The organism is Candidatus Methylomirabilis limnetica (genome assembly GCF_003044035.1).
Taxonomy (GTDB): domain Bacteria; phylum Methylomirabilota; class Methylomirabilia; order Methylomirabilales; family Methylomirabilaceae; genus Methylomirabilis; species Methylomirabilis limnetica.
Genome location: NZ_NVQC01000028.1, coordinates 48,649 through 63,999, shown reverse-complemented (window position 1 = coordinate 63,999; position 15,351 = coordinate 48,649). Strand labels below are relative to the sequence as shown.

The 15,351-nt window shown below is 58.4% G+C and carries 14 protein-coding genes; 6 read left to right on the top strand and 8 right to left on the bottom strand.

Annotated elements, in window-relative coordinates; all coding sequences use genetic code 11:
- Positions 1-52 precede the first annotated feature (52 nt).
- The 5 genes from rodA to CLG94_RS11065 form a co-directional block, all read right to left on the bottom strand.
- Complete coding sequence (rodA, locus tag CLG94_RS11085) at positions 53-1,156, bottom strand: rod shape-determining protein RodA (protein WP_161954153.1); 1,104 nt, start codon at positions 1,154-1,156, stop codon at positions 53-55.
- Positions 1,157-1,172: 16 nt separating this feature from the next.
- A complete protein-coding gene (gene mrdA, locus CLG94_RS11080) occupies positions 1,173-3,014 on the bottom strand; it encodes a penicillin-binding protein 2 (protein ID WP_107563526.1) in 1,842 nt (613 codons plus the stop codon).
- Positions 3,011-3,517, bottom strand: a complete 507-nt coding sequence (mreD, locus tag CLG94_RS11075) for a rod shape-determining protein MreD (protein WP_161954152.1) — start codon at positions 3,515-3,517, stop codon at positions 3,011-3,013. Before mreD ends, mrdA begins: the two co-directional genes overlap by 4 nt.
- Positions 3,490-4,353 carry a rod shape-determining protein MreC gene (gene mreC, locus CLG94_RS11070; RefSeq protein WP_107563523.1) on the bottom strand — a complete coding sequence of 288 codons (864 nt, stop codon included), beginning with the start codon at positions 4,351-4,353 and terminating at the stop codon, positions 3,490-3,492. Before mreC ends, mreD begins: the two co-directional genes overlap by 28 nt.
- A gap of 94 nt (positions 4,354-4,447) precedes the next feature.
- Complete coding sequence (locus CLG94_RS11065) at positions 4,448-5,482, bottom strand: rod shape-determining protein (protein WP_107563521.1); 1,035 nt, start codon at positions 5,480-5,482, stop codon at positions 4,448-4,450.
- 230 nt (positions 5,483-5,712) lie between these two features.
- On the opposite strand from CLG94_RS11065, the gene CLG94_RS11060 reads away from it, so the two are divergent.
- Positions 5,713-6,705: a peptidylprolyl isomerase gene (locus CLG94_RS11060; protein ID WP_161954151.1), complete on the top strand. Its 993-nt coding sequence runs from the start codon at positions 5,713-5,715 to the stop codon at positions 6,703-6,705.
- 258 nt (positions 6,706-6,963) lie between these two features.
- On the opposite strand, the gene CLG94_RS11055 is transcribed toward CLG94_RS11060, so the two are convergent.
- The 3 genes from CLG94_RS11055 to cutA all read right to left on the bottom strand — a co-directional run bounded on the left by CLG94_RS11055 (position 6,964) and on the right by cutA (position 9,940).
- Complete coding sequence (locus tag CLG94_RS11055) at positions 6,964-7,215, bottom strand: hypothetical protein (protein ID WP_107563517.1); 252 nt, start codon at positions 7,213-7,215, stop codon at positions 6,964-6,966.
- Between the two features lie 81 nt (positions 7,216-7,296).
- A complete protein-coding gene (locus CLG94_RS11050; protein ID WP_107563515.1) occupies positions 7,297-9,348 on the bottom strand; it encodes a LysM peptidoglycan-binding domain-containing protein in 2,052 nt (683 codons plus the stop codon).
- A 265-nt stretch (positions 9,349-9,613) separates the two neighbouring features.
- Positions 9,614-9,940 carry a divalent-cation tolerance protein CutA gene (gene cutA, locus CLG94_RS11045; RefSeq protein WP_107563513.1) on the bottom strand — a complete coding sequence of 109 codons (327 nt, stop codon included), beginning with the start codon at positions 9,938-9,940 and terminating at the stop codon, positions 9,614-9,616.
- Between the two features lie 267 nt (positions 9,941-10,207).
- On the opposite strand from cutA, the gene dnaK reads away from it, so the two are divergent.
- The 5 genes from dnaK (at position 10,208) to htpX (ending at position 15,333) form a co-directional block, all read left to right on the top strand.
- On the top strand, positions 10,208-12,124 hold the full coding sequence (gene dnaK, locus CLG94_RS11040; protein ID WP_107563512.1) for a molecular chaperone DnaK: 1,917 nt from the start codon (positions 10,208-10,210) through the stop codon (positions 12,122-12,124).
- A 126-nt stretch (positions 12,125-12,250) separates the two neighbouring features.
- Complete coding sequence (locus CLG94_RS11035; RefSeq protein WP_107563510.1) at positions 12,251-12,703, top strand: Hsp20/alpha crystallin family protein; 453 nt, start codon at positions 12,251-12,253, stop codon at positions 12,701-12,703.
- Positions 12,704-12,819: 116 nt separating this feature from the next.
- Positions 12,820-13,932 carry a molecular chaperone DnaJ gene (dnaJ, locus tag CLG94_RS11030; protein WP_161954150.1) on the top strand — a complete coding sequence of 371 codons (1,113 nt, stop codon included), beginning with the start codon at positions 12,820-12,822 and terminating at the stop codon, positions 13,930-13,932.
- 42 nt (positions 13,933-13,974) lie between these two features.
- Positions 13,975-14,358, top strand: coding sequence for a heat shock protein transcriptional repressor HspR (locus tag CLG94_RS11025; protein ID WP_107563506.1), 384 nt, complete (start codon positions 13,975-13,977; stop codon positions 14,356-14,358).
- 126 nt (positions 14,359-14,484) lie between these two features.
- Complete coding sequence (gene htpX / locus CLG94_RS11020) at positions 14,485-15,333, top strand: zinc metalloprotease HtpX (protein ID WP_107563504.1); 849 nt, start codon at positions 14,485-14,487, stop codon at positions 15,331-15,333.
- The last annotated feature ends 18 nt before the right edge of the window (positions 15,334-15,351 follow it).

Below are 15,351 nucleotides of genomic sequence, written 5' to 3'. Positions count from 1 at the left end.
CCCTGTATTTCATAGCAGCGACAACGGGACCTGTCAAGGCTTCAGTGCAGCCTCAATACAGATAGCGATGCATCCGGATGTTGAGCAGGAGACCGACGGCCAGCATATTCGCTAGCATGGCAGAGCCGCCGTAGGAGAGTAGCGGGAGAGGGATGCCGACCACCGGCATGATCCCGACCACCATCCCGATGTTGATGACGACCTGTATAGCCATCATGCTGACGACGCCGAAGCTAGTGACCATGGTGAACAGGTCGCGGGCATCTTTGGCGAGGCGCAGGCCCTTTGAAAAGAGATAGGCGTAGAGCAGGAGCAGGCCGATGGAGCCGATGAAGCCCCATTGCTCCGCAAGGCCGGCGAAGATGAAGTCGGTGTGATTCGCCGGCAGAAAGTTAAGCTGGCTCTGCGTGGCCACCATCCATCCCTTTCCGAGGAGTCCTCCAGAGCCGACGGCGATCTTCGATTGGGCGAGGTGATAGCCCGCACCCATGGGATCCATGTCAGGATCAATAAACACGAGGATCCGGCTCTTTTGGTAGTCATGCAGGAAGCGCCAGAGTACAGGGGCGATGACCGCTCCCAACGTGCCGAGCATGACGAAGTAGCGCACCTTCAGCCCCATCAGCACCAGGATGCTGGCGGAGATCAAGAGCAGCATGATGGCGGTGCCAAGGTCGGGTTGCCGCATGACGAAAGCTGCAGGCAAGAGGGTCAGGAGGATCGGTGGGATAAAGGTCCGAGGCGCGCGCAGATCGTCCTTGTGATCTTCAAAGTAGCGGGCCAGCAGGAGGATGAGTGACAGCTTCATGAACTCTGACGGTTGGAATGCGAACGATCCGATGCCGAGCCATCGCTGGGCGCCCATGCCGGCTCGGCCGGTCAGGCTGGTGAGCAGTAGGCTCGCAAGGATCACGCCATAGATAGGATAGGCAAGACGCCAGATCGTCCGGTAGTGGAGCCCGCAGAGCAGGATCATGGCGAAGAGCCCCATCACCGCCCAGGCCGCCTGCTTAAGGTAAAGCGATCTCCGGAAGAGGGAGGAGTGTAGACCGCTCGTACTGTAGATAATCAGTACGCTCAGGGCGGCAAGCCCGGCAGCAGAGGCAGCCAATCGCCAGTCGAAGGCGGCGGGCAGGACGCGGCGGTCGATCAACACGAGACAGGATCTCTCATCAGTCCCCTTCAGCCGATTCCGGCTCAGCAGCCTGAACTGTCTGTGGCTCCTTGGGGAGCTTAAACCACGCCTCCAGGAGGCTCTTCGCAATCGGTGCAGCTACTTGGCCGCCAAACCCGCCATGCTCCACCACTACGGCAATAGCGATCTGGGGATCGTCTGCGGGCGCGAAGGCGACGAACCAGGCATGGTCCCGTTGATCACCTCTCTGCGAGCCACCATTCCCTACTACCTGGGCCGTCCCTGTCTTTCCGGCCACCCTGAGCCCGGGGATTTTGGCGCGGATCCCTGTTCCCTCGCTTACGACCGCCTGCATCCCCTCCCGGACGATGGCGAGGTTATCGGGGTCGATGTTCACCTTTCGGACGAATTCCGGGCCGTACTCTTCAATCGGTTCCCCGTTCAGCGTCTCTACCCTTCGCACGACCCATGGACGGTAGAGGGTTCCCCCGTTCGCGATGGCGGAGACCATCATCACTGCCTGTATCGGTGTGACGGTGACCATCCCTTGACCGATCCCGGCCATCAAGGTGTTGCCGGGATACCATCCACCAGACTTTTTTGAGGTACTCCCAGGGGATGGGATAACCCCTCTCGCTTCATCGCTCAGCCCAAGCCCGGAGGTGGCGCCAAGCCCCAGCTCCCGGGCAACGCGGGCGATCTCCTCTATCCCGGTTTTGAGGGAGGTGATGTAGAAGTAGATGTTGCAAGAGTTGGCGATCCCCTGCTGAAGATTCAGCGTCCCGTGACCGCCCTTCTTCCAGTCATGGAAGACGTGGGAGCCGAGGCTGAAGGAGCCGTCACAGGAAAACTTCGTCTCGGGAGTGATGACGCCCTTCTCGAGGGCGGCAAGCGCGGTCACCAGCTTGAAGATGGAGCCGGGTGGGTACTGGCCCTGGAGCCCTTTATTCTGCATGGGATGATGAGGACTCGAGATAAGCCCACGCCACTGCTCCGGGGTCATCCGCTGGGAGAACTGGTTTGGGTCATACGTTGGTTGGCTCACCATGGCCAGGATTTCACCAGTGGACGGGTGGATGGCGATGAGCGCGCCGCTTCTGCCCTGGAAGGCCTCCTCTGCGACCCGCTGTAGCCGGCTATCGAGAGTGAGGTGCAGGTTAAACCCGGACTGCGGTTCAACCGCCTGGATCAACCGACTGACTCTTCCGATCGCGTCCACCTCCACCTGCTCCCCACCGTCGACGCCTCGAATGAACGCGTCGTATCGCCGCTCGATACCGGCCTGCCCCATTGTCTCACCCGAGCGGAAGTCCTGAAAATCCTTCGACTTGAGCTGCGCCTGGCTCACCTCGGTAACGTAGCCCAGCAGGGTGGCGGCCGAGCTGCCCTTCGGATAGGTGCGCACCGGTCTGACTCGAAGGCTGACCCCCGGAAGATCGATCTTTTGCTCCTCGATGGCCATCACAGTTCGCTCATCTACTCCTTTGCGCAGCAGCACAGGCTCTAGCTGCGAGCCCTGCCGTTGCGAGACGCGCTGTCTCAGCTCGTCTGGTGAGGACTGAAGGATCGCGGCGAGGTGGCGCGTAGTCTCCTCGATATCAGGCATGTCCTCCGGCAAGGCATACAGGTCGAAGGACGCCAGATTCTCCACCATGAGCTCTCCGTTTCGGTCGAGAATGAGCCCTCGGGGTGCCTCGGCCGGACGCAAGCGCAGGCGGTTATTGCGAGAGAGGAGGAGCATGCGTTCGCCTTCCAGAATTTGTAGAGCCCAGAGACGGAGCAGTAGTAACAGAATGGCTCCGGAGATCAGAAAGGCTCCAACCATGATCCGCTTCTGGAAGGGGGCATAGGGGTTCGGGGTCTCATGTTCCCAGCTCATCGGGTGAGACCCATGGTGGTATGTGGCTTTAGCATGGCGAGCAGCCCGGTCCCTACCATCGCGGTGTAGAGCGCTCCTGGCAGCGCGGTCCACAGGAGAGCTGAAGCGATGGGGCGGGGAGCATGGAAGAAGCGGAGGAGCAGGAGGGTGATAAGCCCGGACAACAGGCCAGCCAGGCAGAGCATAGCAAATCGCCCCAGGAGATCCGTCGTCTTTACCTGTCGACTCAACCGATTCACCAGGAAGCCGATCAGGCTCAACGCGAACGCGTTTAGGCCAAGGGGGGCGCCGGAGAGGGAGTCCTGGTATAGCCCGATGAAGAAACCGGCGGTTGCTGTCAGCTCTGGTCCTGCCGACAGACTCAGCCCGAAGAGAAGGATCAGAAACAGGTCCGGCTGAATACCGCCTATGGCCAGGCTAGGGACGATGGCGGTCTGAAGGAGGCAAGTGCTGAAGAGCGCGAGCAGGAATGCGATCACGGCAGAGGCTCCCTGTCTGCCCATGACAAGTCTCGCGAGGGTGGCCATTTCAGGACCAGCACTTCCTCCAGACGCGAGAAGTTAGCATGAGGCTGCGCCTCAGTAGATTGGAACAAGGCCCCGCTCGTCGGCCGACCTGATCGTACGACCCTACCCACCGGGATGCCTTTCGGAAAGATACCGCCCATCCCCGAGGTGATGACCCGATCGCCGACGGCCACGTCAGCCATTAACGGAAGATACTTGATCTGGGTGGTCCCCCCCAGGCTCCCCGCTGCTACCCCGACGACGCGGCTTCGCTGGATGAGAACGCCCACGGCGCTCTCCGGGTCGGTAATGAGCTGTACCCGAGCCGTGCGCGCCATCACGTCCACCACTCTCCCTACCAACCCTTCGGCGGTCACGACCGCCATGTGGCGCGCGATCCCCTGGTCCGCACCCCTGTCGATCAGGATCGTTCTGAACCAGTTCGTGGCGTCCTTTCCGATCACCTTGGCAACGATCGCCTCCGTACCCACTCGACTACTCATCTGGAAGAGTTGGCTCAAGCGAGAGTGCTCCAGGGCTGTCTCGTGTAGCTCTCCCACCTCAGTCCGGAGCTGCCGAACCTCTTCCTTCAAGAGCTGGTTGTCGCGGCTGACCCGGCGGAGATCGACGTACTCATTCCAGAGCGTAGCGGTTATGTCGAAGCTCTTCGTGGTAAGTCGAAGGAATGGGGAGATGGAGGTGAGAAGGATGAGCTTCGCGAAGTCAGCGATGGCGCTGCCGCTGCGCGCCTGCAGTGTCATCAGCACGAAGGCCAAGAGCAGGGCGGTCGGGAGGACTAGCATCCGCCGATATCGAAGCAGCAGCCGAGTCATGCCTGTCCCTACTGTCTACTTATACTGAGTTGCGGGGAGACGTGAAGTCTTGGTATCTCAAGCGAAAGGATCGACGGGCCGTCGGCAGACCGCACTACGTCTCGAGGCACACCCTCTTGAGGAGATCCAGCTCATCCAGCGCCCTCCCTGTTCCGAGTACGACGCACGAGAGTGGGTCTTCAGCCACCCGGACCTTGAGGTGGGTCTCATGGGAGATCAGGAGATCAAGGCCGTGAAGCATGGCCCCACCGCCGGCCATCACAATCCCCTTATCCGCGATGTCGGCGGCCAGTTCCGGCGGTGTTCGCTCTAGAGCTGTTCGGACCGCGTCCAGGATGGCATAGATCGGATCGTGAAGGGCCTCTCGAATGTCGCTGTCGTTGATGGTGACCGCCTTGGGGATACCCTCAATCAGATCGCGCCCCTTGATCTCGATCTTGCGCGGCTCGTCGAACGGAAACGCCGATCCGATCTGGATCTTCACGCTCTCTGCGGTCCGTTCTCCTACGAGCAGGTTGTACTTCCGCTTCAGGTACTGGACAATCGCCTCATCCATCTCGTCTCCAGCAATCCTGATCGACTTGGCGTACACGATCCCCGCCAGGGAGATGACAGCCACCTCGGTTGTGCCGCCCCCGATGTCGATGATCATGTTGCCTACGGGGTCCTGGATCGGGAGTCCAGCCCCGATCGCTGCGGCCATGGGCTCTTCCATCAGGTAGACCTCGCGCGCCCCAGCCTGCTCCGCAGCATCGCGAATGGCGCGTTTCTCGACCTGCGTGATACCGGAGGGGACGCCGACCACGATTCGAGGTCGGACCAGCGTTTTTCGGTTGTGGACCTTGACGATGAAATGCTTGAGCATCGCCTCAGTAATATCGAAGTCGGCGATGACGCCGTCCTTCAACGGGCGAATAGCGACAATGCTACCAGGGGTCCGGCCGAGCATCTCCTTGGCGTCGCGTCCCACCTTCAGGACTATGTTGGTTCCTTTTTTGACCGCCACCACCGACGGCTCGCTAAGGACAATCCCCTTGCCTTTCACGTAGATGACCGTATTAGCGGTTCCAAGATCGATGGCCAGATCACTAGAGAACATACCGAAAAACCAATCGAAGATCACGAGCAACTCCTTATGCTAATTTGTGACGCCCACTGCTATGCAGGCCGTACACGATTTTAGGACTTTTTGTAGCATATAAGAACGTGAAATACAAGTAGTATCTAGGGCGGAAATTGGATCGAGAAATAAAAAGGGTTGCGCCGATCGTCACAATGCGATAGCATAAAGAGTTATTAAACAACATGAACGTGTTGGCGTTGGAAACTTCAATGGAGGGCATTGCTGTGCTGAGGCGAATGCGAGGATATAAAAAAGCGCTAGGCATTACGATGTGGCTAGTGATCTTTGCCTTTGTTGGGACCACCTTCCTAGTCTGGGGATTCCGTTCCGCGTCTGGTCCTGGCGGGCAGGACACCCAGAATCCCATTGCTGCCGTTGAGGGTGAGAAAATTCCCTATACGGAGTATCAGCAGGCCTACCAGCGTCAGTATCGGCAGTACCAAGAGAAATTGGGTGATAAGTTTGATGAAAAAATCCTCGAACAACTGAACCTGAAAGGGCAGATCGTAGAAGCGCTCATTGGGCGTCGTCTACTGCTTCACGAGGCGAAGCGATTGGGCATTGTGATTAGCCCTGACGAACTGGTCGCAGAGATCACAAAGATGCCGGTCTTCAGCAACGCGACCGGTTTCAACCGCGACCAGTATCTCCGGACCCTCCAATCTGCGAGCCTGACCCCTGAGAGGTTCGAGGAGGGCCTGCGTGAGGATCTGCTGATTCGTAAGGTTGAAGAGTGGGTGAAGGGAGGGATTCATCTCCTCCCGGATGAGGAGTGGGAGGCGTTTCGCTTTAACCGAGCTTCCGTGAAGGCCGAGTACTTGTTGTTCTCAGATTCAAAGACACAACAGGCCACCATTCAGAAAGTTGCCGGACTGGCCAAGGAGAAAAAATCCTGGGAGGAGATCGTCAAGGCGTCCGGACTCAAGCCGCTTGTCAGCGATTTCTTCTCATGGGATCGTGATCTCCCGCAGGTACTGGATCAGCAGACGTTTAAAGAGACCGCGTTGGCGCTGGAGCGGGGGACAATCAGCCCGATCATCCAAGGTACGAAGGCGAGCTACATCCTCCGAGTCTCCGATCGAAAAGACCCGAGTCCCGCAGAATTCGAACGCGAGAAAGCCCAATTCAGCCATGGGCTTTTGGGAAGGAAGCGGGATCAGGTGTTTACCGACTGGATTCGCCAAGTGCGGGCGCGGGCCAAGGTGAAGATCGAGACGGCTAGCCTCTGAGCGTGGTATGGTAGCCAAGTAGATCCCGCTTCGGTCTCCATCATGTTCGCGTCGTATTCGGAAATGCGTGGCTCGTCTGTGCACGCTCCTACAGTCTAAAAGACTACAGTCTATCTACCTGCCATATCTATCCCATCCCACAATGCTGATCATGGCCTACATCCTTTTCGCCTAACACGGAGATATCCCCTTTGAAAAGGAGCATGGGGTTCAGAGGGGGAGACAGGGTAAGGCAGCGATCGATTTGTCCGATACAGATCAGCGACGCAGTCGTCGCTTGAGCCACTCATACCCGTCTCGCCCGCTCAGGTAGGAGCCGGCACAAAAGGTCCCCCAGCTCAGGATCGAAGCGATGAGAGTGATGGTGAGCTTCGTCGTACTTGAAAGTGAGAGGAAAGGAATTGCAACATAGGCTGGATAGACCAGGAAGCTCACAGCAATGCAGGCAACGCCTGCCTTGAACCGAATACGTCGGTCAGGACCGCCTGGTGGGACGACTGGTCCTTGCATGCAGTTGAAAGAGCTACCCTCGGGCTATGATGCCAAAAGAGCTGAATAGGGAAGCTGGGTAAGAGGTCGAAGAGACCTGTGTTAGCTCTCGCTGAGACGGATCATCAGATCCTGACCCGTACGGAGCTTGGCCTGACGCCCAAGGTCATTCCATCGGCGGAGTTCTTCCGGCGTGACATCATGGATTCTGGCGATCGCCCATAGGGTATCGCCTCTTTTCACCCGGTGATACAGGGCAGGGACTGTGGAAGCAGCAGGAGCGCTCCGGTGAACCTCACGGTTGCTCTTACCAGCCTGAGCGACCACCTGTAATGCCTGCTCTGAGCTAAGTCGAAGGGACTGCCCAGGTCTGATCTTCGTCTGGCCTCTCAGATCGTTATCATTCCATCGTCGGAGTTCCTCAGGCGTGACAGCGTAGGCCCTGGCGATGCCAAAGAGTGTGTCGCCGCGCTTGACGATGTGGGTGCTGGAGCGGGAGGGTGGAGTGGCCTCCTGGGTCCGCGTTGCGCCTGTCTGGGGGCGGGTAGATCGAGCAACGATTGTGGCTCGCTCACTCGATGGTTTGGCTGGCGACAATCGGAGCAGCGCCCCTACCTTCAGCCCATCGCTAACTTTTACCCCATTGAGGTTGGCGAGCCCGGCAGCGGTCGTCTTGTGCTGCGACGCGATCGACCCCAGACTCTCCCCTCTTTTCACCCGATGCCACCGGCCTGCGACCTGAACCACCTCACGGGAAGTGGATCTCGGCAACTGATCCAGGTTGGCCAAAAGGATTCCCTTCGTGCCAAGCGGCAGAGAGATCTCATGCCCAGCGGAGGTGACAGGGGTCACCCCACGCATCAAGGCTGGATTGAGATCACGGATGACATCGGACGGAACGCCCACCGCCCGAGCAATAGCACGAAGCTCAATGGCCCCGGGTACCGTCACTCGCTCTACCTCCCAGGGCTCCTCAACCGGCGCAGTGAAACCGTACCGAGCTGGGTCCTTGGCAATGATGGTGATCGCCATGAAGGCCGGGACAAAGAGTTGGGTCTCTTTCGGAAGCTTTAATGACCAGAAATCAGTAGTCCCCTGCCGTTCGATAGCCCGCTGAATTCGATTCTCGCCTGCGTTGTACGCGGCCAGCGCCAGCGGCCAGGAATGAAACATCCCGTACAGCTCTTTCATGTAGGCGGCTGCCCCGCGGGTTGCTTTTTCCGGATCCCGTCGTTCATCAAGCCAGTAGGTCACCTTCATTCCATACCGATTCCCGGTCGCTTTGATGAACTGCCAGATCCCGGAGGCCTTTGCCTTGGAGTAAGCGCGATAGTTGAAGGTGCTTTCGATGTACGCCAGATTGATCAGATCCAACGGGAGGTCCTGATCCCGAAAGATTCCGCGCATCATCGGCAGGTACCGCCCTGAACGCTCAAAGGCCCGGTTCATCACCCCCTGCTTTCGGCCTTGATAGTACAGGATGTACGCCTTGACTTGTTCATTGAGTACGATCGGCACGTCAAAGTTGCTCAGGTCCAGATCAGGCATCGAAACGATCTCGCCCTGCGCAGGCGCCAGCCTCTGCGCTTCTTCGGGAGCGACAAGGTCAGGGGCCGCCTCCGTATCGGCTTCGTCCTCTTCCTCATCCTGTTCGTTTGCCTGGCCAATGACTTCTTGACCTGGAGAGGCGCCAGAAAGTGCCGCCTTGAGGAGAGCTATTTCTTCAATGAGCTGGAAGCGAAGATTACCTGAAGTCGCTACCCCGGAGATCTTCGCCAGGATACTCGTTGAGATCTCCAACTCTTCCTGGGCCTTGGCTCGATTCCCTGCCGCCAATGCTTGCAACCCACTGGAAGAATGGACCAACCCATTCCGAAGGACCCCCTCGTCTTCTCCTGTCTTTCGAGGTGTGCTGTCAACGGCTGCGCTCTGGGGTTGGACACCCTGAATGCCATGGGGTAAGACGACAGCGGCTGTGAGCTGATGCTTAGAGTAGCTCAGCGGCTGTAGGCTATGACCACTTGTCTGCGTGCCACGCACAGGCAGGCGGGTCGGCTCCTCGGAAGGTAAGGCTGGAGTAAAGGCAAGGAGCGATACGCCCAACGACATGGCGACCGCTACCCCTAGGGGCCTTCGAGGGAATCGCTGGTACATCTTGACCTCCTGTGAGGGTTGTGAACCCAAAGCCGACAAGCATCAAGAAGCCGCGGTGATATGCTCTTTCTGTAGGGCCCTAACAACAGCAGGCAATTGTAGGGCTTTATACCCTTCTTCGATCGGATTGTCAAGCATTTCAAATGCGAACGTGCGTTCCTCGTAGGAACTATACCTGCAGCAAGGGTCGTGCCAGGGTCAACTCGGCCTGAAGATGGGGAAGCCGGGTCGCCGTGGAGGGTGACCTTCGGCGAGCCTCGGGCGTTTACCGCAACGACTCGTCCACCCACGCGAGGTAGTCAGGGGATCCGGCGAGGATGGGTAATGCCACCACTTCCGGTACAGTGTAAGAGTGTAACCCTTTTACGACCTCAATAATGGAGGGGAGGAGATCGCTGCGGCTCTTCACCAGCATTAGCACCTCCTCCTGGTGTTCGATCGCTCCCTGCCACCGGAAGAGGGAGGTCACGCCGGCCGAGATGTTCACGCAGGCTGCCAGCCGGGACTCGACCAGCGCCTTACCGATCGTCTCAGCTTCCTGTCTGGAGCTTGCTGTAATCAGGACGACGATATAGGTAGTTGTCGGTTCCATTCTCCCCTCCTCGAATAAAGATCGGAGACCGAGTATTCTCCCTTAATATTCAATGGATTATCGCAACATTACTCCACACGATACGGTGGGTCAAGGGGTTTTCCAACTGGAGACACTAGAAGATGTGAGATCAAAACCTAAAAGAATTCTTGCAATGATAGTTGACAGGCGCAGACTAATGTACTATCTTTACGTACGAGAATAGTGAAGAGCAGATCCATCATTGGTTCACTTGACCGTGACAATTTCTTATCAGGAGGGTAAGAGGTGCCAAAAGTTCTCGGTATTGACCTCGGAACAACCAATTCCGTAATGGCCATCATGGAGGCTGGAGACCCAGTCGTGGTCCCCAATGCCGAGGGCGGTCGGTTGACCCCTTCGGTCGTGGCCTTCTCGAAGGAGGGGGAGCGACTGGTAGGTCAAGTCGCCAAGCGGCAGGCAACCACCAACCCTGAAAACACGATCTTTTCTATCAAGCGCTTCATGGGTCGGCGTAATGAGGAGGTCAGCCAGGAGATCAAGCTGGTGCCGTACAAGGTGGCTCGGGCCAGCAATGGCGATGTCGGGGTTGAGGTAAGAGGGAAGGGCTATTCGCCACCAGAGATCTCCGCCATGATCCTCCAGAAAATGAAGACGGATGCCGAGGCCTATCTCGGGGAGAAGATCACGCAGGCGGTCATCACCGTTCCCGCCTATTTTAACGACTCGCAGCGCCAGGCCACCAAGGATGCCGGCAAGATCGCCGGTCTCGAGGTACTCCGGATCGTGAACGAGCCTACGGCGGCGGCGCTGGCCTACGGTTTGGACAAGAAAAAGGATGAGAAGATTGCCGTCTATGACCTGGGAGGGGGGACCTTCGACGTTTCGATTCTGGAGTTGGGTGAAGGGGTCTTTGAAGTCAAATCCACCAACGGCGATACCCACCTCGGAGGCGACGACTTCGACGAGCAGATCATCTCGTGGCTGGTGGATGAGTTTAAGAAGGATCAGGGGATCGACCTGCGTAAGGATCGGATGGCGCTTCAGCGCCTGAAAGAGGCTGCGGAAAAGGCCAAATGCGAACTCAGTACGGTACTGGAAACCGAGATCAACCTTCCATTTATCACGGCCGACGCTTCCGGCCCAAAGCACCTGAGCATCAAGCTCACTAGGGCGAAGCTCGAACAACTGGTCGATGGCCTGATCCAACGGTCCATCGGGCCCTGCCGTCAGGCATTGAAGGACGCCGGTCTCGATCCAAGCAATATCGATGAGGTTGTGCTGGTGGGCGGACAGACCAGGATGCCGAAGGTTCAAGCGCTCGTGCGCGAGCTCTTTGGAAAGGAGCCGCATAAAGGGGTCAATCCCGATGAGGTGGTCGCGATCGGCGCAGCCATTCAGGCCGGCGTGTTGGTCGGTGACGTCAAGGACGTGGTCCTCTTGGACGTGACACCTCTTTCGCTGGGGATCGAAACCTTGGGTGGGGTGATGACTCGGCTGATCGAACGTAACACCACCATCCCGACCCGCAAGAGCGAACTCTTCACGACGGCGGCAGATAGTCAGACCAGCGTGGAGATCCATGTCCTCCAGGGGGAGCGGCAACTGGCCAGGGACAGCCGGACGCTGGGCCGTTTTCACCTGGTGGGAATTCCATCGGCACCGCGCGGCCTTCCGCAAATCGAGGTCTCCTTCGACATCGACGCCAATGGGATCCTCAACGTTGTCGCCAAGGACCTTGCCACCAGCAAGGAGCAGAAGGTTACCATCACTGCCAGCTCCGGGCTCACCAAAGACGAGATCGAGCGAATGGTCAAAGAGTCCGATCGGTGCGCCGAGGAAGATAAGAAGCGGCGCGAGGAGATCGAGGTCCGAAACCAGCTTGACAGTATGTGCTATCAGACAGAGAAGTTACTGAACGAGAATCGCGAAAAACTCCCGATCGCCGAGTTGGGCACGCTGGAGACCGCCATCAGCGCGGCCAAGGAGGCCCTGAAGGACGAAGAGGCGGGAAAGCAGCGCGAGGCGCTTGATCAGCTCACCAAAGCCTCCCACCGGCTTGCTGAGCTGCTCTATCAGCAGGCCCAGAGCAAGCAGGCTGCCCCCGGTGAACAGAGCCAGGGTGAGCCATCGCAGGGAGCGCCAGAGGGTGGGGTGGTCGATGCTGAGTTCGAGGATCTCGGCAGTAAAGGCGACAAAAAATAGGATGAGGAGCTGTCGTCTTTCAGCGATCAGCTACCAGCTCTTCTGATACGTCTCCCGCTGTTATCTGAGGCTGACAGCTAAAGGCTGATTGCTGACGGCTATTTTCTGAGAAAGGGGGTGAAGCAGATGGCGATTATTCGATGGGATCCATTCCGCGATGTCATGACGCTTCAGGAGCGGATGAATCACCTCTTCGATCATGCACTGTCCCGGACCCGTGGGGATGATAAGGAGGGGCTGACGGCCTCCATGTGGTCGCCTTCCGTGGATATCTTCGAGACTCCAGATAGCATCGTCATGAAGGCAGAGCTCCCTGGGGTAAGCCGGGACAACATCGACATCCAGGTGCAGGACAACACCCTGACACTGAAGGGCGAGCGAAAATCCGAGCATGAGGTCAAGGAGGAAAATTACCTTCGAGTCGAGCGCTCATACGGGGCATTTCAGCGCACCTTCAACTTGCCCACCGGTGTCCAACAGGGCAAGATCAGGGCGGTTTTCAAGGATGGTGTACTGGAGGTCACCATGCCGAAAGCGGAAGAGGCCAAACCCACGCAAGTAAAGATCGATGTAACGTGATCGCTTGAAGCGACTGTGGCAAAAGCGGGGGTTTATGGATGGGGCTAACGCTTCGCCTGAACCCCCGCGTTCGTTGAGTCCGCACGAGAATGCAAGCCGGTACGCTGGTGGCAAGAATGAGTAAACGCGACTATTATGAGGTCCTTGGCGTCCGCAAAGGCGCTTCGGACAAGGAGATCAAGCAGGCCTACCGGCGTCTGGCCAGGAAGCACCACCCTGACGTCAACCCCAACAACAAAGCGGCCGAGGCGAAGTTCAAGGAGATCACCGAGGCGTATGAGGTCTTGAGTGACACGCCCAAGCGCCAGCAGTACGACCAGTTCGGGCACCAGCCACTTGGCGTGGGGCGTGAGACAGGCCAGAGGCCAGGAGCGGGACCGGGTGGGTTCGACTTCAGCCAGCTTGACCTCGGGGGCCATGGCGGAATAGAAGATCTCTTCTCTGACATCTTCGGCCGACGCGGGCAGGAGGCCAAGACCGGACCATCAAAGGGTGAAGATCTCCATTACACCATTGACCTTGAGTTCAAAGATGCGGTTAGGGGTCTGTCTACTGAGATCAGCCTCGAGCGACGTGCCCCTTGTCCATCCTGCTCAGGTACGGGTGCCGGGACGGGGGGCCAGTTTCACGCCTGCCCTGCCTGTGAAGGCAGCGGGCGGGCGCGAGGGAAGCTTGGGCTCTTTGGTGGACAGCAGGCATGCTCTCGGTGTAAGGGGACCGGAAAGTTGCCCTCATCCCGTTGCAGCTCCTGTCATGGGACGGGGACAGTGCTCAAGGCTGAGCGAATCTCCGTGAAGATCCCACCGGGCGTGGAAAATGGATCGAACGTCAGGGTCCAAGGGAAAGGCCATATGGGACGGCAGGGAGGCCCACCTGGAGACTTATACATCGTAACCCGCGTCCGCCCTCATCCCTTTTTCGAGCGCAAGGGGGATAATATCTATTGCGAGGTGCCGATTACCGTAACTGAGGCGGCGCTAGGGGCCAAGATCGAGGTCCCAACTGTAGACGGGAAGGCCTCGATGCGCATCCCCCCGGAGACGTGCAGCGGACAGATCTTTCGACTTCGTGGCATGGGGGTACCGCATCTGAAGGGATCGGGGCGTGGCGATCAGTTCGTTACCGTCAAGATCGTTCTGCCGCAGAATCTCGATACGCAATCGCAAGAGCTGTTCAGAGAACTGGGGCGTCTGCACCCGGAAGATCCGAGGCGCACGATCTGGAAGTAACCATCTTCCATAGTGGCGATGGGAACTGAAAGGGGGACGAGGGTGGGGCAGCGACGGCGTCGATATTCGATTAGCGTCGTAGCCGAAATGTTCGATATCCACCCGCAGACCCTTCGGGTCTATGAGCGGGAGGGGCTGCTTCGTCCGGCTCGCACTGAGGGCAACACGCGGGTGTATTCGCAAGAGGATGTGGAGCGGGTTGAGCTGATCCTGCGGCTGACAAAAGAGCTCGGCGTGAATCTGGCGGGAGTGGAGGTCATCCTGAACATGCGGGACCGGATGGAAAGGATGCAGCGCCAGATGAATGAACTGCTGCGGGCGATGTCCGAACAATTCGATGCCGAGATGAAACACTGGGAGAGCCGCGAGGAGGAGGGGCTTGTGCCGGTCAAAAGACGCGGGCTGCTCCGGCGGAGCGCCCCTTAAGAGCGTGATATTGCTGCGCTGGTGACCCGTTGTGCTTGACAGGGCGAAAGTGTTGCACTATGCTGGCAGTGTGATGTCAACGTGGATGCGAGTGTGTCTCCGCGTTGAATTAAGGAGGATGAATGCATGAGTAATACGTTGAAAACTGGAGCCCTGCTCGGGCTGATGACCGGTCTACTGGTCTTGATTGGAGGCTACTTTGGCGGGAGCCAAGGGATGGGTTTCGCCTTCGTCATGGCCTTTCTGATGAACTTTGGGGCCTATTGGTTCTCGGATCGAATTGTCCTGGCGATGTACAGGGCCCAGCCTGTCAGCGAGGCTGAAGCGCCGGAGTTGCACAGGATCGTCCAGGGGCTGGCGCTGAGGGCTAATATGCCGATGCCTCGCCTCTACATCCTTCCCACCGAGGCTCCAAACGCCTTTGCGACCGGGCGGGACCCTGAGCATGCGGCTGTCGCCGCCACCCAGGGGATCCTGCGGATTCTCAATGAAGAAGAGTTGGAGGGGGTGCTGTCGCATGAGCTGGCCCACGTGCGCAATCGCGATACGCTGATCAGCACGATCGCGGCGACGCTTGCCGGCGTGATTGTGATGCTGGCCCGGATGGCGATGTGGATGCCGTACTTTGGTGGCGGCGGCCGCGATAATGAGGACCGCGGGGGCGGCGCGCTGGGATTTGTGTTTCTGGCCATCCTGGCCCCTATCGCAGCGACCTTGATCCAGTTGGCGATCTCGCGGTCCCGAGAGTTTCAGGCCGACGAGACGGGCGCCCGGCTGACCCACAAGCCGTATGCATTGGCCTCGGCCTTGCAAAAGCTTGAGGTTGGAGCCACCCGTCTGCCCATGGATGCCAACCCTGCTACCTCGCATATGTTCATTGTGAACCCAATCCGGGGGAATGCGCTGTTCAAGCTGTTCTCCACCCACCCACCCGTCGAGGAGCGCATTGCCCGTTTGCAAGCGCTTGTGGCCTGAAACAGTTCGAGTAGACGG

Bases quoted from the DNA above. Each gene is read 5' to 3' on its own strand.
- CLG94_RS11055 (WP_107563517.1), bottom strand. From the start codon at position 7,215: ATGCAAGGACCAGTCGTCCCACCAGGCGGTCCTGACCGACGTATTCGG.
- mreD (WP_161954152.1), bottom strand. From the start codon at position 3,517: ATGGGCAGACAGGGAGCCTCTGCCGTGATCGCATTCCTGCTCGCGCTC.
- mrdA (WP_107563526.1), bottom strand. From the start codon at position 3,014: ATGAGCTGGGAACATGAGACCCCGAACCCCTATGCCCCCTTCCAGAAG.
- dnaJ (WP_161954150.1), top strand. From the start codon at position 12,820: ATGAGTAAACGCGACTATTATGAGGTCCTTGGCGTCCGCAAAGGCGCT.
- cutA (WP_107563513.1), bottom strand. From the start codon at position 9,940: ATGGAACCGACAACTACCTATATCGTCGTCCTGATTACAGCAAGCTCC.
- CLG94_RS11050 (WP_107563515.1), bottom strand. From the start codon at position 9,348: ATGTACCAGCGATTCCCTCGAAGGCCCCTAGGGGTAGCGGTCGCCATG.
- CLG94_RS11060 (WP_161954151.1), top strand. From the start codon at position 5,713: ATGCGAGGATATAAAAAAGCGCTAGGCATTACGATGTGGCTAGTGATC.
- htpX (WP_107563504.1), top strand. From the start codon at position 14,485: ATGAGTAATACGTTGAAAACTGGAGCCCTGCTCGGGCTGATGACCGGT.
- CLG94_RS11035 (WP_107563510.1), top strand. From the start codon at position 12,251: ATGGCGATTATTCGATGGGATCCATTCCGCGATGTCATGACGCTTCAG.
- mreC (WP_107563523.1), bottom strand. From the start codon at position 4,353: ATGACTCGGCTGCTGCTTCGATATCGGCGGATGCTAGTCCTCCCGACC.